This is a genomic window from Serratia sp. GW822-FHT06E05, from assembly GCF_058799445.1.
The window spans coordinates 211,112-231,910 of record NZ_JBXALM010000006.1 but is presented as its reverse complement, the minus strand read 5'-3'; the positions used below and the strand labels follow the sequence as shown (position 1 = coordinate 231,910).

Annotated in this window: 17 protein-coding genes; 11 read left to right on the top strand and 6 right to left on the bottom strand. The window is 55.9% G+C overall.

Going from position 1 to position 20,799, the window contains the following annotated elements:
• Window positions 1–41: 41 nt before the first annotated feature.
• The 3 genes from fruA to fruB are packed head-to-tail and all read right to left on the bottom strand — an operon-like array spanning window position 42 to window position 3,816.
• On the bottom strand, window positions 42–1,733 hold the full coding sequence (gene fruA, locus AC1RKC_RS15960; protein ID WP_493092296.1) for a PTS fructose transporter subunit IIBC: 1,692 nt from the start codon (window positions 1,731–1,733) through the stop codon (window positions 42–44).
• A gap of 11 nt (window positions 1,734–1,744) precedes the next feature.
• On the bottom strand, window positions 1,745–2,686 hold the full coding sequence (gene fruK / locus AC1RKC_RS15955) for a 1-phosphofructokinase (RefSeq protein ID WP_012145945.1): 942 nt from the start codon (window positions 2,684–2,686) through the stop codon (window positions 1,745–1,747).
• On the bottom strand, window positions 2,683–3,816 hold the full coding sequence (fruB, locus tag AC1RKC_RS15950) for a fused PTS fructose transporter subunit IIA/HPr protein (protein WP_122079869.1): 1,134 nt from the start codon (window positions 3,814–3,816) through the stop codon (window positions 2,683–2,685). Before fruB ends, fruK begins: the two co-directional genes overlap by 4 nt.
• A 247-nt stretch (window positions 3,817–4,063) precedes the next feature.
• Here fruB and AC1RKC_RS15945 point away from each other — a divergent pair, with 247 nt between their 5' ends.
• The 4 genes from AC1RKC_RS15945 to AC1RKC_RS15930 all read left to right on the top strand — a co-directional run bounded on the left by AC1RKC_RS15945 (window position 4,064) and on the right by AC1RKC_RS15930 (window position 9,743).
• The gene (locus tag AC1RKC_RS15945) at window positions 4,064–4,486 is read left to right on the top strand and encodes a nucleotide triphosphate diphosphatase NUDT15 (RefSeq protein WP_020827763.1); all 423 of its coding nucleotides are present in this window, start codon (window positions 4,064–4,066) and stop codon (window positions 4,484–4,486) included.
• A gap of 260 nt (window positions 4,487–4,746) precedes the next feature.
• On the top strand, window positions 4,747–5,907 hold the full coding sequence (locus AC1RKC_RS15940; protein ID WP_020827764.1) for a NapC/NirT family cytochrome c: 1,161 nt from the start codon (window positions 4,747–4,749) through the stop codon (window positions 5,905–5,907).
• Window positions 5,908–5,919: 12 nt separating this feature from the next.
• Entirely contained in the window at window positions 5,920–8,400 is a 2,481-nt protein-coding gene (gene torA, locus AC1RKC_RS15935) for a trimethylamine-N-oxide reductase TorA (protein ID WP_020827765.1), read from the top strand.
• 164 nt (window positions 8,401–8,564) lie between these two features.
• Window positions 8,565–9,743 (top strand): sugar efflux transporter, encoded by a 1,179-nt coding sequence (locus tag AC1RKC_RS15930; RefSeq protein ID WP_115060988.1) that lies wholly within the window; start codon window positions 8,565–8,567, stop codon window positions 9,741–9,743.
• Here the strand turns inward: AC1RKC_RS15930 and AC1RKC_RS15925 are convergent.
• Window positions 9,740–9,994, bottom strand: coding sequence for a YkgJ family cysteine cluster protein (locus tag AC1RKC_RS15925; protein WP_044552526.1), 255 nt, complete (start codon window positions 9,992–9,994; stop codon window positions 9,740–9,742). The genes AC1RKC_RS15930 and AC1RKC_RS15925 overlap by 4 nt on opposite strands.
• Before the next feature lie 284 nt (window positions 9,995–10,278).
• On the opposite strand from AC1RKC_RS15925, the gene mtr reads away from it, so the two are divergent.
• Both mtr and yeiP read left to right on the top strand, forming a co-directional pair.
• Window positions 10,279–11,523, top strand: a complete 1,245-nt coding sequence (gene mtr / locus AC1RKC_RS15920) for a tryptophan permease (protein WP_261157823.1) — start codon at window positions 10,279–10,281, stop codon at window positions 11,521–11,523.
• 282 nt (window positions 11,524–11,805) lie between these two features.
• On the top strand, window positions 11,806–12,378 hold the full coding sequence (gene yeiP / locus AC1RKC_RS15915) for an elongation factor P-like protein YeiP (RefSeq protein WP_020827769.1): 573 nt from the start codon (window positions 11,806–11,808) through the stop codon (window positions 12,376–12,378).
• Between the two features lie 38 nt (window positions 12,379–12,416).
• Here yeiP and uxuA read toward each other — a convergent pair whose 3' ends face one another.
• Window positions 12,417–13,607, bottom strand: a complete 1,191-nt coding sequence (gene uxuA, locus AC1RKC_RS15910; protein ID WP_493092295.1) for a mannonate dehydratase — start codon at window positions 13,605–13,607, stop codon at window positions 12,417–12,419.
• Window positions 13,608–13,943: 336 nt separating this feature from the next.
• On the opposite strand from uxuA, the gene AC1RKC_RS15905 reads away from it, so the two are divergent.
• Complete coding sequence (locus AC1RKC_RS15905) at window positions 13,944–15,425, top strand: mannitol dehydrogenase family protein (RefSeq protein ID WP_493092294.1); 1,482 nt, start codon at window positions 13,944–13,946, stop codon at window positions 15,423–15,425.
• A gap of 66 nt (window positions 15,426–15,491) precedes the next feature.
• On the opposite strand, the gene AC1RKC_RS15900 is transcribed toward AC1RKC_RS15905, so the two are convergent.
• Window positions 15,492–15,800, bottom strand: a complete 309-nt coding sequence (locus tag AC1RKC_RS15900; protein ID WP_041414761.1) for a YmdA family protein — start codon at window positions 15,798–15,800, stop codon at window positions 15,492–15,494.
• A 318-nt stretch (window positions 15,801–16,118) separates the two neighbouring features.
• Between AC1RKC_RS15900 and AC1RKC_RS15895 the strand changes: the two genes are divergently transcribed.
• The 4 genes from AC1RKC_RS15895 to AC1RKC_RS15880 all read left to right on the top strand — a co-directional run bounded on the left by AC1RKC_RS15895 (window position 16,119) and on the right by AC1RKC_RS15880 (window position 20,773).
• Window positions 16,119–17,093 carry a CobW family GTP-binding protein gene (locus AC1RKC_RS15895; RefSeq protein WP_493092293.1) on the top strand — a complete coding sequence of 325 codons (975 nt, stop codon included), beginning with the start codon at window positions 16,119–16,121 and terminating at the stop codon, window positions 17,091–17,093.
• A 52-nt stretch (window positions 17,094–17,145) separates the two neighbouring features.
• Window positions 17,146–17,850 (top strand): phosphatase PAP2 family protein, encoded by a 705-nt coding sequence (locus tag AC1RKC_RS15890; RefSeq protein ID WP_020827774.1) that lies wholly within the window; start codon window positions 17,146–17,148, stop codon window positions 17,848–17,850.
• Between the two features lie 415 nt (window positions 17,851–18,265).
• Complete coding sequence (gene mepS, locus AC1RKC_RS15885; RefSeq protein ID WP_041414762.1) at window positions 18,266–18,841, top strand: bifunctional murein DD-endopeptidase/murein LD-carboxypeptidase; 576 nt, start codon at window positions 18,266–18,268, stop codon at window positions 18,839–18,841.
• A gap of 345 nt (window positions 18,842–19,186) precedes the next feature.
• Window positions 19,187–20,773 (top strand): cyclic di-GMP phosphodiesterase, encoded by a 1,587-nt coding sequence (locus tag AC1RKC_RS15880; RefSeq protein ID WP_046373088.1) that lies wholly within the window; start codon window positions 19,187–19,189, stop codon window positions 20,771–20,773.
• Window positions 20,774–20,799: the final 26 nt, after the last annotated feature.

The window sequence follows — 20,799 nt, the reverse complement described above, 5'->3', positions numbered from 1 at the left end:
ACCGGAGCCTGAGCTCCGGTTTTTTATTGCCTGCGCCAGCGTTACGCTACCGTAGCCGCAGGGACTTCAGCACGTTTCAGCAGTGCGTAAGACACCCCCGCCAGCAGCGTACCGGCAACGATCGCCACCAGATACAACAGCACCGGTGTGATAGCGCCAGGGATCAGCAGAACGAACAACCCACCGTGCGGTGCCATCAGCTTGGCGCCGAATGCCATCGACAGTGCGCCGGTCAATGCGCCACCCGCGATGCAGCATGGCAACACGCGCATCGGATCACGGGCGGCAAACGGAATTGCACCTTCGGAGATAAAGCACAGGCCCAACACCAGCGCTGCTTTACCGCCTTCCTGCTCGGACTTCTCGAACTTGCGACGCGCCAGTAATGTTGCCAGACCCATCGCCAGCGGTGGCACCATACCGGCCGCCATAATGGCCGCCATAGGGGCATATACCGACGAGCTCAGCAGCGCCACACCAAAAGCATAGGCCGCCTTGTTAACCGGACCGCCCATATCGGTACACATCATGGCACCGAGGATCGCCCCCAGCAGCACCGCATTGGCGGTACCCAGTGATTGCAGCCAGTGAGTCAGGCCTTCCATAATTTTCGCTACCGGCGTACCGACGATGAAAATCATGATCAAGCCGACAATCAGGCTGGCGACCAAGGGAATGATCAGGATCGGCTTCAGCGCTTCCATACTCTGCGGCAGACGCAGTTTGGTGCTGATAAATTTGGCCACATAGCCCGCCAGGAAACCGGCAATGATACCGCCGAGGAAACCGGCGCCGGTGCTGACGGCCAGCATGCCGCCAATTAACCCCGGCGTCAGGCCCGGACGGTCAGCGATCGAGAAGGCAATAAAACCGGCCAATACCGGCACCATCAGCGCAAAGGCTGAGCCGCCGCCGATCTGCATCAACGCCGCTGCCAGCGTGCCCTTGACTTCGAATGCCTTGATACCGAACACGAACGACAATGCGATACACAAACCACCCGCCACCACCATCGGCAGCATGTAAGACACGCCGGTCAACAGGTGACGATACGGGCCGGCGCTCTCTTTCTTCTTACCGGCGGTGGCCGGCGCACCGCTTTTTTGCGGTTGGAAAATCTCGGCCTCGGCCTGCGCCTTGTCCAGTTCCTGCGCCGTTTTTTTCAGCGCCAGGCCGGTAGAGGTACGGTACATCGGCTTGCCGGCAAACTTATCCAGATCCACTTCAATGTCCGCCGCCACGATCACCAGGTCGGCCGCCGCCACTTCTTCTGGCGTAATGGCATTGCCAGCGCCGACGGAGCCGCGGGTTTCAACTTTCACCCACCAGCCACGCTTTTTGGCTTCACTTTCAATGGCTTCGGCCGCCATAAAGGTATGGGCCACGCCGGTCGGGCAAGCGGTGATGGCCACGATACGTTTTTGACCGGCAGCTTTAGCCGGTTCGACGGCTGCCGCGGCCGGTGCCTGATAGGCTTTCGCTTCGGCCATCGCCTGCGCCAGGAAGGCTTCCGGCTCACGCACCGCATGCGCCACATCACCCACATAAACCCGTTTGCCGTTCAGCGCGGCGTCAGCAGGTACAGTTTGCCCTGCCACCACCACCAGTTCAGCGTCGACGGCTGACTCAACCAACGTCAGGCCGGTTTTCACCGCAGCAGCGCCAAGCATGCGTTTCGCCAGGTGACTACGTGCCTGCCCCAGCGAATTGTCTATCATCAGCAGTGTTTTCATTCTGCCTCCTGCTATTGATTAAAAGGTTTCAGATCGACACGCGCCATCATCGCGGCCAACTGTGGACGGTCGGTCACGCCAACGTTGCTCTGGCTTACCGCCAGCGCAGCCACGGCGGTGGCCAAACGCAAAGTGTGTTCACTGGATTCACGCATCAGCAGGCCGTAAATCAGGCCGCCGACCATCGAGTCGCCGGCACCCACGGTGCTGACCACTTCGCAGGCCGGTGGCTTGGCAATCCAGGCGCCGGACGCGTTGACCCACAGCGCGCCTTCGGCACCGAGGGAGATAACCACGTGGGCAATGCCCTGATCGCGCAGCGCATGCGCCGCTTCGACCACGTCAGCCAGCTGCGGCAACGGACGCCCGGCCCAAATTTCCAGTTCGCGGCGATTCGGTTTCACCAACCACGGCGCCGCTTTCAAGCCGGCAACCAGGGCTTCACGGCTGCTGTCGAAAATGATGCACGGGCACTGGGCGCGCAAACGGATCATCCAGTCGGTGAAAGCGTCGGGATCGACCCCCGCCGGCAGGCTGCCGCTGACCGCGACCATGTCGAACTGGCCCAGCCAGCTCAGGGAATCGGTCACGAAACGTTCCCAGTCCTGCCCGCTGACTTCAAAACCGGAGAAATTGAAATCGGTGACTTCACCGTCTTTTTCGGTCAGTTTGACGTTAATACGGGTGCGTCCCGGCACCACCTGGAAGCGGTTGGCAATGCCCAGATCGCTGAACAGCAGTTGGAAACCGTCCTGGTTGTCTTTTCCCAGGAAGCCGCCCACCGTCACATCAATACCCAGATCCTTCAGCACCTTGGCGACGTTGATGCCTTTCCCGGCGGCGTGAAGGCCGGCGGTTTTGACCAGGTTCACTTCACCGCGCTCGATCTCCGGGCAAAAGCCCACCAGATCGTAAGCCGGATTCAAGGTAATTGTTGCTACTCTTCTGCTCATGCTGCGCCCTCGCCCAGTCCTTCGTTAATCGCTTCACCGATCGCCTTCAGCGCCGTTTCAGCATCTTCACCTTTGGCGGTAAAACGCAGGTGATGTCCTTTTTTCACGCCCAACGCCACCACCTTCATCAGGCTACGTCCGTTGGCCGGTTTGCCACTGCCATCCAGGTTAGTGACGGTAATTTCACTGCTGAATTGCTTGATCACATTGACCAGCGCCGTGCCCGGACGGGCATGCAGGCCGTGTTCGTTACGGATCACGTACTCAGCGCTCAGCGTGGTGTTTTCTTCTTCCACCTCACTGGTCAGCAATGCCAACAGGGTGACGGCATCCGCGTTCAGCAAGCGTTCAGCTTTGTTCGCCAACAGCAGATCGCTGAGGTAATTCAGCACTGCCAGCGGCTGCTGGTCAGCCACCGACAGCGTCAGCAAGAGCGCAACCTGCTCGCCCTCTTCGTCAAACGGCTGCGCCGGACGGCTTACCGTAGCCGCGCTAGCCAAGTTGCCTTCGGTGCTGTCGCTTAGCCAAATGCCCTGCCCCAGATTCAGCGGCTTGCGGGTGATGACGTCGCTGACGAATTGAGCGTTAACCGCACCGATTTTCTGCAGGCGGCCCGCATTCAGCGCCTGCAGCGTCATCAGGCTGTCGGCGGCCACGTCTAGCGCAATCAAGGAAGCGTCGAACTTGAATTCCGCCGTCAGTTTTTCGCCCATCAACAAGCTGCGTAACTCTTCTGCCGAGGTGGTTTTCGCCAGCTGTTCGGCTACGCTGTCGTCGCTCAGAACGTGGGTCAACTGACGCAACAGCGCCAGGTGTTCATCGGAACGTGCGGCAATGCCGATCACTACGTAAGCAGTTTGGCCTTCGCCCCACTCGATACCCTGAGGGAACTGAAACACCTGCACGCCGGTGTTCAGCACCAGATCGCGGGTATCGGTAGTGCCATGCGGGATGGCGATACCGTTCCCAAGATAAGTGGAAGTTTGCAGCTCACGCTGCAACATGCCGTCCACGTAAGGCGCGCTGACGCAGCCGGCCTCGGTCAGTGCGGCAGCCACCTGACGGATGGCCTCCTGTTTGTTACTCGCGGTAGCACCCAGGTGAATATCTTGCTGTGACAACTGGAACATGATTCTCCTCTCCTGCTGAATTGAATCGTTTCAGCTTCGTTGGGAAAAAGGAGCGTTACCGGTACGACATTATCGCGCCCATAACGCTGAAACGTTTCAAGGAGTGTGTAAGCCCCCATGAGCGAAAGCAAGTTTTCTCAATTTTGACGTGATAGATTTTTGACCTTACGCACACTTTTCCCTTAGGGTTACCCGTCGCAGCGCTAAAATGACATACTGTGCTGAAATTTTGCTGACGGAGGGAAACATGACTGTAGTGGCGGGCGTAGGCGTAATCATTGTCAATGAACAAGGGGAAATTTTGCTGGGCAAACGCTGCGGTAAGCACGCCCCCTTCTGGTCCATCCCGGGCGGGCATCTGGATGCCGGCGAAACCTTTGAACAGTGCGCACAGCGCGAGATCGCCGAAGAGACCGGGCTGATCATCGCCCCACCGAGCTTTGTCGGCATCAGCAATAATCTGCAAACCTGGCGCGCCGAGGGAAAGCATACGGTTTCCATCTGTTTGCTGACGCCCCATCCTGGCGGGGAAGCCGAGCTGAAAGAACCGGAAAAATGTGCTGAATGGCGCTGGTGCCTGCCGGATGCATTACCTGAACCGCATTTTGAAGCCAGCCGTAATGCCATTCATCTGTGGCAGACGGGCCAAACTTACCTACCGGCAAAATAGCTGTTTTCAATCACGGTTTAGCTCTCCTTTCCGTGATCTCGCTCATAGTCTGATAAATCCACATGAAAAATGCGTTATATAATCCAGAATATAACGCTGAAAAATCCCCCGAACGACCATTTTTCTTCTAAAAATACCCCTATAGTATTAGATGACTTTACCAATAGTACCTATACTTCCTCAGGTATGTCGGCGCTCGTCCGGCACTTTTTTTTTGGCAAGGTTTTCCTTGGTATTTCATAATTATAAGCGGATTCAATATGACCAATAAACTCACTGGCTTGATAAAAAAGCACCGCTGGGGATGGCTGTGGATTTTGCTGCTCGGAATTATCCTCGGGGCAGCATTATTGGCGGGTACCGCCACCGTATTCCATAAAACCAGCGACACCGCCTTCTGCGTCTCCTGCCACACCATGCAACAACCGCTGGCCGAATATCAGGGCAGCGTTCACTTCCAAAATACCAAGGGCATTCGCGCTGAATGTGCCGACTGTCACGTTCCCCATGAGCCACTCGACTACCTGTGGACCAAAATCCGCGCGGTAAAAGACATTTATGGCGAGATGGTGGGCACCATCGATACGCCTGAGAAATACGAGGCGCACAAGCTGGCCATGGCGCAGTCGGTCTGGAAAACGCTCAAAGAAAACGACTCCGCCACCTGCCGCTCTTGCCACAGCTTTGACGCAATGGACATCACCGCCCAACGGCCTGAAGCGCGTATCCAGCATCCGGTGGCCATCAAGCAGGGTGAAACCTGTATCGACTGCCATAAAGGCGTCGCACATATCCTGCCGGACATGAGCGGTGCAGCCCAGGCCGGAGCCGCCGAGTTGGCGAAAGCCGCCGCTGAAACCTCGCCAACCGCCACCACGTTGTACACCATTGCCACAGAACCCTTCTTCCTCAAACCGGACGACAGCCACAATGCCGGCAACCTGATGCCATCCACCGAAGTGCAGGTGGTGAAACAGGAAGGCGACAAAGTGCTGGCCAACGTCACCGGCTGGCAGCAAGACGGTGTCGCTGAAGTGTTCTACGCCGCGCAGGGCAAGCGCATCCTCAGCGTGCTGCTGGGTGAAGACGCTCGCAAACTGCTGAAAACCGGCACCACCATGACCGATGCCGAAACCGGTCTGGTATGGCATCAGGTTTCTCTGCAAGTTTGGCTGCCGCGCAAACAACTGATCGACGATCAGCAAAAAATCTGGCGCTACACGGCAGATATGATGTCGGCCAACTGCACCGGTTGTCACGGCCTCACAGCCCTCGATCGCTTCAACGCCAACCAGTGGATCGGCGTAATTAAAGGTATGGCTCCACGCACTTCGCTGACGCAGGAACAGCTGCGCGTTCTGACACAGTACGTGCAGAAACACGCCAGTGACATGCAGCCAGCCGCACCAGCCAAGCTTTAAGGGAGAAGCGAAATGAGCAAATATCAACAACAAGCGTTAAAAATGAGCCGCCGCCGCTTCCTGACTGGCGCGACCGCGCTGGCCGCAGCACCGCTACTGGCGGGCCTGTGGCCCAAGTCAGCGTTGGCCCAGGCCATCAGCCAGGCGCTGCCGCAATTCGTCGTGTTGCGTCAGGCACAAAAAGGCATTTTGACCGGCGCGCACTGGGGCGCCTTCGAAGCCATCGTCCAGGACGGTAAAATGGTCGGCGTGCAGCCGGTCAAAGACGATCCTTATCCGAACGAACTGATCACCATGGCGCCCTATCAGGTGCACGCCGAAAACCGTATCAAATACCCGATGGTGCGCAAAAGTTGGCTGGAAGGCGGCCCTGGCAGCCGTACCGAACTGCGTGGTCGTGACGAGTGGGTACGCGTTAGTTGGGACAAGGCGATTGATTTGGTCTGTGGTGAGATCACCCGCTTGCAGAAAGACCATGGCCCGCAGTCCATTTATGCCGGTTCTTATGGCTGGAAAAGCGTCGGAATGCTGCATAACAGCCGCACGCTGCTGCAACGCCTGATGAACCTGACCGGCGGCTTCCTCGGTTACGCGGGCGACTACTCCACCGGTGCCGCGCAGGTGATCATGTCGCACGTGGTGGGCTCCATGGAGGTTTACGAACAGCAGACCGCCTGGCCGAACGTGATTGAAAACAGCCAACTGGTGGTGCTGTGGGGCTGTAACCCGATGATCACGCTGAAAAACAGCTGGAACGTCCCGGACCACTACGGCCAGACGGGCTTTGAGGCGCTGAAGAAGAAAGGTACCCGAGTGATCAGCATTGATCCGGTACACAACGACAGCGCCAAATTCGTCGATGCGCAGTGGATCGCTCCGCGTCCTTATACCGACGGCGCCATGCTGATCGGCATCGCCCACACGCTACTGACCGAGAAGCTGCATAACCCGGACTTCCTGAAAACCTACACCGCCGGTTTCGACAAGTTCCAGGCCTATCTGTTGGGTGAAACCGACGGTACGCCGAAAACTGCCGAATGGGCGGCCGATGTGTGCGGCGTCGATGCTGATGTGCTGCGTCAGTTAGCACGCGACATGGCGAAAAATCGCACCATGATCATGGGCGGCTGGGGGATCCAACGCCAGCATCATGGCGAACAGCAGCATTGGCTGTTGGTTACCGTGGCGGCGATGCTCGGCCAGATTGGCCTGCCGGGCGGCGGCTTCGGCTTCAGCTATCACTACTCCTCCGGCGGCAGCCCGACGGCGAAAGGCGGCATCATTTCCGGTATCTCTGCCGGTAACGCACCGAAGAACTCACCGGCACCGATCCCGGTGGCGCGCATCGCCGAATGCCTGACCAACCCGGGCAAGACAATTAATTTCAACGGCGCGCAGGTCACCTACCCCGAGGTGAAAATGGTGTATGTGGCGGGCGGCAACACCTTCCACCAGCATCAGGACACCAACAATCTGGTCAAGGCCTGGCAGCGGCCGGACACCATCGTGGTGAACGAACCTTATTGGACCGCCACCGCCAAGCATGCCGATATCGTTCTGCCGGCCACCACCAGCTACGAACGCAACGATCTCGAAATGGGCGGCGATTACTCACAGCTTTATGTGTTCCCGATGCACCAGTGCGTCGCGCCGCAGCATGAATCACGCAGCGATTTCGATATTTTCGCGGCCATGGCGGCTAAGCTGGGGGTGCAGGACGCCTTTACCGAAGGCAAAGATGAAACCCAATGGCTGAAAGGCATGTACGATGACATGAAAACTCAGGCACGTGCTGCACGGGTAGCCCTGCCACCGTTCGATATGTTCTGGGAGTCCAACAACTACGTGCGCTTCCCGGTGCCGGAGGCCAATACCCAATGGGTGCGTTTCGCCGACTATCGCGAAAACCCGCTGCTCAATCCACTGGGGACGCCATCCGGTAAAATCGAGATCTACTCCGACGCCATTGCCAAAATGAAGTATCAGGATTGCCCAGGCATTCCGACCTGGATGCCGCCGCATGAATGGTATCGCGGCCCGGAAGCGGTGAAATACCCGCTGTCGCTGAACACCGCGCACCCGATCAACCGCCTGCATTCGCAGCTCGACAACACGCCACTGCGCAAGAAATACGCGGTAGCCGATCGGGAAGCGATTGTGATCCACCCGCAGGACGCCCAGTCACGCGGCATTGCCAATGGCGATCTGGTGCGGGCCTTTAACGATCGGGGCCAGATCCTGGTGGGTGCGGTGGTGAGCGAAGACGTGCGCCCTGGCGTGGTGCGCATCAGCGAAGGTGCCTGGTTCGATCCGGCCGATCCGTCACAGCCGGGTTCGCTGTGCAAGAACGGCAACGTCAACTGCCTGACCTTCGACGTCGGCTCCTCCAGCCTGGCTCAGGGTAACTGCGGGCAAATGGCACAGCTTCAGATCGAGAAGTATCAGGGCGAGGTGCTGAAAAACACCGCGCACGACGTGCCGGCTGGCGCCTAACGTCGAAGTTTGTCATACCCAGGGCGATGGTGACATCGCCCTTTTTTTAGCCTGATGCAGGAAAGAACTTTTTACCATTAAGCAGAATGAAACCGGTTTTTGTTCTTTTTAAACAGGCGTATTATGCGCGCGACTCCCTCATTTACGGCTATTTGCTGACCTCTATGCCTACTTCAACTGCGGTAACGCGACGCTCGCCCGATCTGACCTCGCTGGCCTTTTTAGTGGTGGCGTTCCTCACCGGGATTGCCGGTGCGTTACAAACCCCAACGCTGAGCCTGTTCCTGGCAACCGAGGTGAAGGTGCGCCCTTCCATGGTTGGGTTATTTTTCACCGGCAGCGCGGTGATCGGCATCCTGGTCAGCCAGTTTCTGGCTCGCCGCTCAGATCAAAAAGGGGATCGCAAAACGCTGATCTTCCTCTGCTGCATGTTAGGGGCACTGGGCTGCGTACTGTTCGCCTGGAACCGTAATTATTATCTGTTGCTGGCAGTCGGCGTAATGCTGACCAGCTTCGGCTCCACCGCCAACCCGCAGATGTTCGCTCTGGCGCGCGAACACGCCGACCGCACCGGCCGCGAAGCGGTAATGTTCAGCTCTATCCTGCGGGCTCAGGTTTCTCTCGCCTGGGTTATTGGGCCGCCTATCGCCTTTGCGCTGGCATTGGGATTCGGTTTTAAGGTGATGTATCTGGCCGCCGCCGCAGCGTTTATCCTGTGTGGCGTGCTGGTGTGGAAAATGCTGCCGTCGATGCGTAAAACGCCGGTAGCTTCCAGCACTACGCTGGAAGCTCCGCGGAAAAATCGCCGCGATACGCTGCTGCTGTTTTTAGCCTGCACCTTTATGTGGACCGCCAACAGCATGTATTTAATCAATATGCCGCTGTATATGGTGCATGAGCTGCAACTGCCGGAAAGGTTGGCCGGAATATTGATGGGGACGGCGGCCGGGCTGGAGATACCAACCATGTTGCTGGCCGGCATGGTGGCGAAACGCTTCGGTAAACGTTTCCTGATGCGTTGCGCGGTGGCGGCGGGCCTGCTGTTTTACTTCGGGTTACTGTTTATCACCGGTACCTGGCAACTGATTGCCCTGCAATTGCTCAACGCGGCGTTTATTGGCGTGCTGGCAGGCATTGGTATGCTCTATTTTCAAGATTTGATGCCCGGTCAGGCCGGGGCGGCAACCACTTTGTTTACCAACACTACGCGCGTGGGCTGGATTTTTGCCGGTTCAATCGCCGGCGTGGTGGCAGAGGTCTGGAACTATCACGCGGTGTTTTATTCCGCGTTGGCGATGGTGGTCGGCGCGGTGCTGTGCCTGTGGAAACTGAAAGACGCTTAAGGTGCAGTATCCGCTTCCAGCTTGATCAGATAGACCAATGCCTGGTCGCGGTGGTCATGGCACATTTCGCGGCTGGCCTGCAGGCTGCCGCAGACCTTGGGCCGCAGCGGTGAATGAAACAGACCGCAACGCAGCTGCTCGCTCAGATGAATGCAGCGGGTGTTGGCGGGCTTGCCGTTAGGCATGCCGGGGATCGGGCTGGATATTGAAGGCGCAATACAACAGGCGCCACAGTCGGTACGACAGTCCATCAGCGAGTCTCCCGGTGGGCTGGCGGAATTGAAGCGCGACAATATCAGTCGCGCTCATCGGCCGCCAGCATAATCCGTGTTGGCGCGCGAATCTTTACATCTCGCGTTTTAAATCGTGAATCGCCCCGTTTTCTCACCCGCCCGCAAATTGCCATAAGCTCCCCTTCCGCCGCCAATTAATGCATGAAACAAGCGCATTAGCGGCTTTACATGCGCTAACCGCACATGTACCATTGAGCTAGTACAAAAGAATCCACGGCCGACGAGGCCAATCAGGAGCAAAAATGTCCGCGGACACCATCCAGAAGCTTTCCCGCCCTTCAGTGCTTGGCGGCGCGATGATCATTGCAGGCACCGCCGTCGGCGCCGGCATGTTCTCCATTCCCATCGTCACTTCTGGCGTGTGGTTCAGCGGCTCCGTCGCGCTGCTGGTTTATACCTGGGCCTGCATGCTGATTTCCGGCCTGATGATCCTGGAGGCCGCCCTGCACTACCCAAGCGGCGCCAGCTTCCACACCATCGTCAAAGATCTGCTGGGTAAAGGCTGGAACGCCATTAACGGTATTTCCATCGCCTTTGTCCTGTACATCCTCACCTATGCCTATATCTCCGCCGGTGGCTCTATTATCGCCCATACGCTGGAAGGTATCGTCGGCGTCGGGCAGTCCACCGCCGGGTTGGTGTTTGCCGTGGTAGTGGCGTTTATCGTGTGGCTCTCCACACGCGCCGTTGATCGCCTGAGCACGATCCTGATCGGCGGTATGGTGATCACCTTTGTGATGTCGGTGGGCGACATGTTCACGCATGTGCAGCCGGCAGTACTGTTCAACCGCGGTGACGACCAGGCCAGCTATCTGCCTTACGCCCTGGCGGCGCTGCCTTATCTGCTGACCTCCTTCGGTTACCACGGCAACGTGCCGGGACTGGTGAAGTACTACCACAAAGACAGCGGCGCAGTCGTGCGCAGCCTGGTGTACGGCACCCTGCTGGCGCTGGCGATCTATATCCTGTGGCAGTATGTGATTCAGGGCAACATCGCCCGCGATGCCTTCAAACAGGTGATTGCCGAAGGCGGCAACATTGGCAGCCTGCTCAAGCAGATGGGCAACGTTACCAGCAGCCAGACCGTCGGCCAGCTACTGAACGCCTTCTCTTATATGGCGCTGGCGAGCTCATTCCTGGGGGTGTCGCTGGGGTTGTTCGATTACCTGGCAGACTTCTTCAAATTCAGCGATGACACCGTCGGACGCAGCAAAACCGCGCTGGTGACCTTCGCCCCGCCGACCATTGCCGCCCTGCTGTTCCCGAACGGCTTCCTTTACGCCATCGGCTTCGCCGGCCTGGCCGCCACCGTTTGGGCGGTAATAGTGCCGGCCATGATGGCGCGTGCCAGCCGCCGCCGCTTTACCGAAGCGCAATATCGCGCTCCCGGTGGCTACGGCATGATCCTGTTCATCATTCTGTTCGGGGTGATCAACGCCGTCGCGCACGTGTTGGCATTGCTGGGTCTGTTACCGGTGTTCCAGTAATACCGTAGGGGATGGCGGCCGCCGTCCCCTTAGTCTGATGACAAACACCCGAAAAACGTGGTTTTCGGATGTTTGAGGTAAATCAGAAGACACCATCCTGTGTTTTTATTTGCCCCCAGAACAGAACTTTTAACTGCAAAGGACGTTGTCAGCAATTTGAGGGGATGGCGGCCGCCGTCCCCTTTTTCTGTCACTGTTTTTGCTCGATCTGCTTGCCTGAAATCAGCGGCGCGAGTAACTTGTCGCAACTTCCCAAATACTCTTCATTGCAGGTTATTTTATATGGCAAAAGCTAACGAAATTAAGCGCGGCATGGCGATCAACTACAACGGCAAACTGCTGCTGGTGAAAGACATTGATGTGCAAAGCCCAAGCGCGCGCGGCGCCAGCACCTTGTACAAAATGCGCTTCTCCGACGTCCGCACCGGGCTGAAGGTTGAAGAGCGTTTCAAGGGCGACGATATTCTGGACACCATTAGCCTGTCACGCCGCAAGGTGAACTTCTCTTATATCGACGGCGAAGAATACGTGTTTATGGATGACGAGGATTACACCCCGTATATCTTTAAGAAAGACCAGATCGAAGATGAACTGCTGTTTATTCCCGAAGGCGGTCTGCCGGGCATGCAGGTACTGACCCTGGATGGCCAGGTGTTGGCGCTGGAACTGCCGCAGACCGTGGACATGGAAATTGTCGACACCGCACCGGGCATCAAAGGTGCCTCTGCCAGTGCCCGCAACAAGCCGGCCACCATGGCGACTGGCCTGACCATTCAGGTACCGGAATACCTCAGCGCCGGTGACAAAATCCGCATTCATATTGCCGAGCGCCGCTACATGAGCCGCGCTGACTAGTCGATATTCTGGGGCCAATGTGGCCCCTTTTTAATGGCTTAGAGCAAATCCGGGAAGAAGCGGCGTTTAAGCGCCAGCTCCACCCCGCGCAGTTCCGCCAACCCCTTCAAACGACCAATCGCCGAGTAGCCCGGGTTGGTTTTTTTCTTCAGATCGTCCAGCATCTGGTGCCCATGGTCGGGACGCATCGGGATCGGCCGGCGATCGCCTGCCTGATGGCGCCGTTGCTCCTCAGTGAGGATCGCCTCGATCACCGCCACCATGTCCACGTCGCCTTGCAGATGCGCCCCCTCGTGGAAACTTTTCGGGTTTTCTTCGCGACAGGTAGCACGTAAATGGGTGAAGTGGATGCGATCGCCGAAGGTTTCGATCATCCGTACCAGATCGTTATCCGCCCGTACGCCGTAAGAGCCGGTGCACATGGTGAAGCCGTTATACCGGCTGTCGACCGTTTGCTTGAACCACTGCATATCCTCAATGGTAGAGACGATGCGCGGCAACCCCAAAATCGGCCGCGGCGGATCGTCCGGATGCACCGCCAAACGCACGCCAACCTCCTCCGCCACCGGCACAATGGCGCGCAGGAACACCGCCATATTCTCTCGCAGCTGCGCCTTGTCGATCCCATCGTACTCCGCCAGGCGGGCGCGGAATTGATCGAGGGTATAGCCCTCTTCGGCCCCCGGTAATCCGGCGATAATATTGCCGGTTAGCTTGGCAACCTCCGCATCGTTCATCGCGGAAAAATAGGTTGCAGCCTGCTCCTGTTCTTGCGGCGTGTAATCCTGCTCTGCGCCAGCGCGTTGCAGGATATGCAGATCAAAAGCCGCGAAGGCGGTCTGATCGAAACGCAACGCTTTCGACCCGTCCGGCAGTAAATACTCCAGATCGGTGCGCGTCCAGTCCAGGATCGGCATAAAGTTGTAGCACACGGTGTCGATGCCGCAGGCCGCGAGGTTACGCAGCGATTGCTGATAGTTAGCGATATGCTGCCGGTAATGGCCGCTGTGGGTTTTGATCTCCTCATGCACCGGGATACTTTCCACTACCGACCACACCAAGCCTTTCTCCGCCAATAGGGCCTGACGAGCCTTGATCTCTTCGACCGGCCACACCTCGCCATTCGGGATATGGTGCAAGGCGGTGACGACGCCAGTGGCGCCGGCCTGGCGCACATCATCAAGAGAGACCGGATCGTTCGGCCCGTACCAACGCCATGTTTGTTCCATTATTTATCCTTGTAAAAATTGCCCAGTATCGCGGAAGTGATAAAGATCGCCCTGCTTCGGCCATCTTGTTATACCAAAATAAAATAGATATCGGTTATCTTTCACCTTACTCTTTCGCCAATTGCTGTCAAAAGTGAAACCGTGATTGGTTGATCCACTTCACGGATCTGGCTTATTTTGCACGCGTGCATGTAATTAGTGCGCTTACAGCCTTACACTGGCAGCAGAAAATTCGTGCATCCCCGGCAGAAGGAGCGCCGTATTCTGCACAAAAAAACTGGTCTGATAACTTTTAAAGTTAACCGCCAACACCTTTACTCAGCCTTGGAGCTTTGCATGAAAACTATCGCCAACACGTCGCTTCCGGATGCCGTCCAGCAGCCAGGTTACGATCGCAGCGCATTACAGAGCCGCATGGTGCACATTGGTTTTGGTGCCTTTCACCGTGCCCACCAGGCGCTACTGACCGATCGAGTGTTGAATCGTCAGGGCGGCGACTGGGGGATCTGCGAAATCAGCCTGTTCGGCGGTGATAATTTGTTCCGGACGCTGCGCCAGCAGGACCATCTTTACAGCGTGCTGGAAAAAGGCGCGGCGAGTAATCAGGCTATCGTGATCGGTGCGGTGTATGAGAGCGTACACCGCAAGCTGGAAGGGATTGGCGCCGTATTGGAAAAGCTGGCGGAGCCACAGGTGGCGATTGTCTCGATGACCATTACCGAAAAAGGCTATTGCATTGAACCCGGCAGTGGAAAACTGGATCTTCAACATCAGGCGATCCGCGCCGATCTGGCGAATCCCGGCGAGCCTTCCACCGTGCCGGGCATACTGGTGGAAGCGCTGTGCCTGCGTCTGGAACGTGGGCTGCCCGCCTTTACCCTACTCTCTTGCGACAACATCCCGGAAAACGGCCACGTGTTGCGTAACGCGATCGTCGGTTTGGCTCAAGCGCGCGACGGCGCGCTGGCCGACTGGATTGCCCGCGAGGTGAGCTTCCCCAGCACCATGGTAGACCGTATCGTCCCAGCCGCTACGCCAGAGACGCTGGATGAAGTGGCCGAGGCGCTCGGTGGCGTTCGTGATGAATGCGCCATCGCCTGCGAACCCTTTATCCAGTGGGTCGTTGAGGATAACTTTGTCGCCGGCCGCCCGGCCTGGGAACGGGCCGGTGCGCAGTTGGTCAATGACGTGCTGCCTTTTGAGCAGATGAAACTGCGCATGCTGAACGGCAGCCACTCTTTCCTGGCCTATCTCGGGTATCTTGGGGGTTATCAATACATCAACGACTGTATGGGCGATGAGTCTTATCGCCGCGCCGCACTCCACCTGATGCTGGCCGAACAGGCGCCGACGCTGAACGTTAGCGGCATCGATTTGCCCGCCTATGCAGCACAGCTGATTGAGCGCTACAGCAACCCGGCGTTACAACACCGTACCTGGCAAATCGCCATGGACGGCACGCAAAAATTACCGCAGCGTATGCTGGACTCGGTGCGTTGGCATCTGCAGCATGGCGGCAGCTATGCCGGTCTGGCTCTCGGGGTGGCGGGCTGGATGCGCTATGTCGGCGGCGTGGATGATGCCGGGCAGCCAATAGACATCCGCGATCCGTTACTGGCTACGCTGCAACAGACTGTGGCTTCAACGCCGGATGATGAACAACGGGTAAAAGGCCTGTTGGGGCTAACGGCTATTTTTGGTGAGCAGTTGGCGGCCAACGAGGAATTTGTCACGGCGGTCACCCGCGCCTACTTGTCATTACGCGATCGCGGTGCGCGTCAAACGGTGCAAAACTGGGTGTCGACTCAGTTGGCTTAGCCATTGAACAAGAAGTAAAACGGGGAAAATGACGATGCCGGATATCATCCGGCATCGCCGAACGACTTAACGATAAACTACCGTCATCACTGCAAGTTTTTTCTGTTGATCCACCCACTTCATTTCGGTCGAACCTAAATTCAGCGGCAGTTCTTTGCGTGTAGCATCAAATTTCGACAGGGCCTGTTGGTCTTGATAGTGCTGCCCATTTCGGTAACATTGCGTATTGGCCGTTGAAGCGGTAACTTTCACCGTACAGGGGCTTTCCACAATAGATCCGACAAAACGAATAACTCCGCCAGTGGTTCCTGCATGACTTACTGCCGTCCATGAAAACAACATTCCTGCGATCAAAAATAACCGAAAGACATTCATGGCAACCTCATTTTTTGTTAAGCCAATTTAAACATAGAGGATCTTCTTAGGAATAATCGCAAGGTAAGGGCATTTATTTGGCGGGTAATCGGGCAATTAACAAAGTTAAAACAAGCTACTAACAACTATTTCCCTTAGGTAATATCCGGTTTTTGCTAGGATTTTTCCTAATAATGACCGCCATTTGGTTGCTTTAAAATGACGTATCGCAATCTGTCGGATTTGTGACTTAACGCAGGGAGAGCAGCGCCATCCTGCCTGGTGAAGTAGAATGGCCAAACTATTGCCCCTTAAATTCATTAACATCAGGAATAATTAATGACTAAAACTAACCTGATCACCGGTTTTCTCGGCAGCGGCAAAACCACCACCATCCGTCATTTGCTGGCTAACAAGCCGGAACATGAACGCTGGGCGGTGCTGGTGAATGAGTTCGGTGAAATTGGCATCGACGGCGCGCTGCTGGCTGACAGCGGGGCAGTGTTGAAGGAGATCCCTGGTGGCTGCATGTGTTGCGTGAACGGGCTGCCGATGCAGGTCGGGCTGAACATGTTACTGCAACAAAACAAGCCTGATCGCTTGCTGATCGAACCCACCGGGCTCGGTCATCCGAAACAGATCCTGTCATTGCTGACGCAAGACAGTTACGCCGGTTGGATCGATCTGCAGGCCACGCTGTGCCTGTTGGATGCGCGTCAACTCAGCGAACCGCGCTACCGCGACAACGAAAACTTCCGCGATCAACTGGCGGCCGCCGATATTATTCTGGCCAGCAAAAGCGACACCTATCAGCCGCAAGATCTGATGGCCCTGCAACAATGGATGGAACAGGATGGCCACCAGCGTCCGCTTTATCATATTGAACGCGGTCAGGTCGATGTCGCGTGGCTCGACCAACCTCGCACTAATCGTACAGAATTACCCGATGCACAACATCATCATAGTCATGCCAAAACGCAGGGCCTGGCCGCATTGCGACTGCCGGAAACTTCCCGCTGGCGTCGAGCGCTCAACCAGGGCCAGGGTTTTAACAGCTGTGGTTGGATTTTTGACGCCGACACGGTGTTCGACACCGTTGGCATTATGGAGTGGATACGTCTGGCGCCGGTCGAACGCGCCAAAGGTGTGGTACGTATTGCTGAAGGTACACTTTTAATCAACCGTCAGGGGCAAGATCTCAATATCGAAACGCGCCCTGTTACACCGCTGGACAGCCGAATTGAACTGATTCACAGCGAGAATGCGGACTGGAACGCGTTGCAATCCAAGCTGTTTAGTATTCGTTTAAGTTGAGATCTTTACCGTTAATGCCCTTTTACTCTTTAGACAGACTACAGGTTATGCCATGACTCGCCGCAACTTACCCCTCATCATTTTCTTCAATATATTGGGCATTGTGCTGTTCTTGTCCTGGTTCCTGCCGGCGAATCACGGTTATTGGTTTACTCTGGATTCGGAAATTTTCTTCTTCTTTAATCGTCATCTGGCTACCGATCCCGGTTTTTTACATCTGGTGGCTATCACCAATAACCGCGCCTTTGACGTCATTTCGCTGCTGGCCATGGGGTTGTTGTACCTGTGCTTTTACCTGCAGCAGGATGGCGCCGGCCGTCGCCGCTTGTTGATTACCGGCGTTGTTATGCTGCTGACCGCCGTGGTGCTGAACCAACTTGGGCATTTACTGCCGGTCAAACACCCTAGCCCGTCGCTGAGCTTTGAGAATATCAACCGCGTCAGCGAACTGACCGGTATTCCGACTAAAGACGCCTCAGGCGACAGCTTCCCCGGCGATCACGGCATGATGCTGATGATATTTTCCTGCTTTATGTTGCGTTACTTCAACCGTCGCGCATTCGCCGTCGCGCTGCTGATTACGGTGGTATTTTCATTGCCGCGCGTGATGATTGGTGCCCACTGGTTTACCGATATTGCCGTCGGCTCGCTGTCGGTGGTGCTGGTTGGCGCCAGTTGGTGTCTGATGACGCCGTTTAGCGATGTGCTGATCCGGGGTCTGAATCGCCTGCTACCCGGTAAACACCGTCCAGCATAGTCATAACCAATAGTTATGATCCCCAGGAGGCCCGCCGGCCTCCTGATTATTTCCCCACCGCATTTCGTTTATTTCCCCATCAGCGCGTTAACGCTTTCGCCACCTGATTTCACGCAAAACCAACACAACGGACAATCAGCGTTTTTTATATGAAGATTTACATTATGTTACATCACAAATTCATATAAAAAAGGGTGGAAAAAGGCTCGCAATCCCCAATTCGTTACGGTAATCTCGGATGCGTTTGTGCCTGGTTTAACCTGACTCAGCTTCAAATCCACTAAAAATGTGCGTTCCAGCACGTTTTCAGAGGTAACTGATTGTCGTTAAAACAGCTGCAGATTAGTCTCGTTCCGTTTGGCATTTTTCAGGTAGCGACTGACGTCGTTAAGGACTTCAAGGGAAAACAATAACAATGGTCAAATCTCAACCGTTTCTGAGATATTTTTTGCGGGTAGTACCTGCAATTGCCGCAGCGGTAATGCTCTCCGCGTGCAGCACGACTCACACTTCGAACTTGAATAACGCACAAACTGAGATGCGTGCAGTTAATGACAAAGACGGTCTTTTACTGCAAGCCTCTCAGGATGAATTCGAAGCAATGGTCCGTAACGTTGACGTCAAGTCAAAGATTATGGATCAGTATGCAGACTGGAAAGGCGTTCGCTACCGTTTAGGCGGTGAAACCAAGCGCGGCATCGATTGCTCAGCGTTTGTACAGCGTACTTTCCGCGAACAGTTTGGCATGGACTTACCGCGTTCGACCTACGAACAGGAAGACATGGGCAAGAAAATCTTGCGCACCAAACTGCGTCCTGGCGATCTGGTGCTGTTCCGCGCCGGCTCAACCGGGCGCCACGTCGGCATTTATTTAGGTAACGATCAATTCGTTCATGCCTCTACCAGCAACGGCGTGATGATTTCGAAACTGAGCGATAACTACTGGAATAAACGTTATCGCGAAGCCCGCCGGGTGCTTACCAGCAGTTGACGGCGCATGACCTGATTGTCCTGAATACCAAACGAGCGATAGAACGCTGCCTTCGGGCAGCGTTTTTTTTTGCACCGCTGTCTGCTCCGGATTGAGATCTTATTATCCGTTCGCAGCGCTTTGCCCCTACCCCAGTATTTCGCGATATTATTTGTAGGAAACTACGCACCGATGAAAAACTCACCTATTATCGTCAAATGGGATAATGGTAGTCATGCCTGATTTAAACGATTAACAACCGTTAAATAATCGATGAATAATGACTGCAACAGCGCCGTTGGGATATATTACGCAGTCACTCTATAACAAAAACAAATTGATACGCCGTGCTCAGGGGGCAGGTTTATGGGCTTGAAAAGGGCATTTGCACGCCACGTCTCTCACAGACGACGCAGTTTGGCTAAAAGCGCCATCGTAGCCCTGGTCTTTTTTATCCTGTTCATGGCGATTACACTCTCTCTGATTGACCACCAGCGCACGCAATATCAACATCGGGTCGAGCAACGCACACAAAAATTCACAGCCGATACGCTTAATGATCTGACAACCATCATGCAGCAGTTAATGCCGCTGATTGACCGCCCCTGTTCTGCCAGCCAACCGGATATTACTTACCAGGCCGCTTTCCATTCCGGCGTACGCACTTTTATGCTGGTAAAAAATGGCTTTGCCTATTGCTCTTCGGCCACCGGCGAAATGATGCTGGCGCTGAAAAACATCTATCCGGAGATTGACCCACATCAGTCGTTGGATCTCAAATTGCAGCAGGGAACGCCGCTGGTACCGGGGAAACCGGCAGTAGCCGTCTGGTTACGTCAACCTGGAAAAGAAGACACCGGTGTGCTGGCGACGCTGGATATCGCGCTTATGCCCTATCAGTTGTTTACCTCTCGCCCGGAGCGGGCACCGGCGATTGCTATTATCCTGGGCGATCGTGCGCTGACCAGCTTTAGTCCGAATTTAATGCCGGTGAACCAGTTACCGAACGAGAAAGCCGATCGCATCTCTATCGCCGGCACGCCGATGACCATTCTGTTTTATAACCAAAAGCTGACGCCCAACGATATTCGTCTGACCCTGATGGGCAGTCTGGTACTGTCATTAATGATCGGCGTGCTCTGTTATTACATGCTGTTGCTGCGCCAGAGCCCGGAACGCGCCCTGATGCGCGGTATCAAACGCAACGAATTCTTTATCGAATATCAGCCGGTGTTCCATACCCAAAGCGGCACCATCGGCGGACTGGAAGCCTTGATCCGCTGGCAGCATCCGATTGAAGGCCGCATCCCGCCGGATCTGTTTATTCCCTATGCCGAAAGCGAAGGGCTGATTGTGCCGCTAACGCGCCATCTGTTCCGCCTGATTGCCGAAGATGCACCCAAGCTGGCGACGGCGCTACCGCAGGGGGCCAAGCTCGGTCTGAACATCTCCCCTTCCCATCTTAGCGCCCCCTCCTTCCATCACGACGTGTATGAATTGCTGGCGCAACTGCCGGGCGATTACTTTACGTTGGTCTTTGAGATTACCGAGCGCGGCATGGTGGAAGAAGGCAATGCGCTGGCGGAGTTCGACTGGCTGCACCAGCAGGGCATCGAGATCGCCATTGATGATTTCGGTACCGGCCACAGCGCGCTGATCTATCTGGAACGCTTTAGCATGGATTATCTGAAAATAGATCGTGGTTTCGTTAACTCCATCGGCCAGGACACGGTCACCGCCCCGGTCCTGGATGCGGTGATTTCGCTGGCGAAAAAGCTGAAAATGCAAACCGTAGCGGAAGGCGTAGAAACCGCAGAACAGGTGAGCTTTCTGCAGGAACAGGACGTGAATTTCATGCAGGGATATTATTACAGCAGACCACTGAGCATCGACAACTTCGTGGCCTTCTGCAATGCCCATACCGTGATGGATCATCAGGCGCTAAAGGGCTGATCTTTTAACTTCTTTACCCTGCGGCG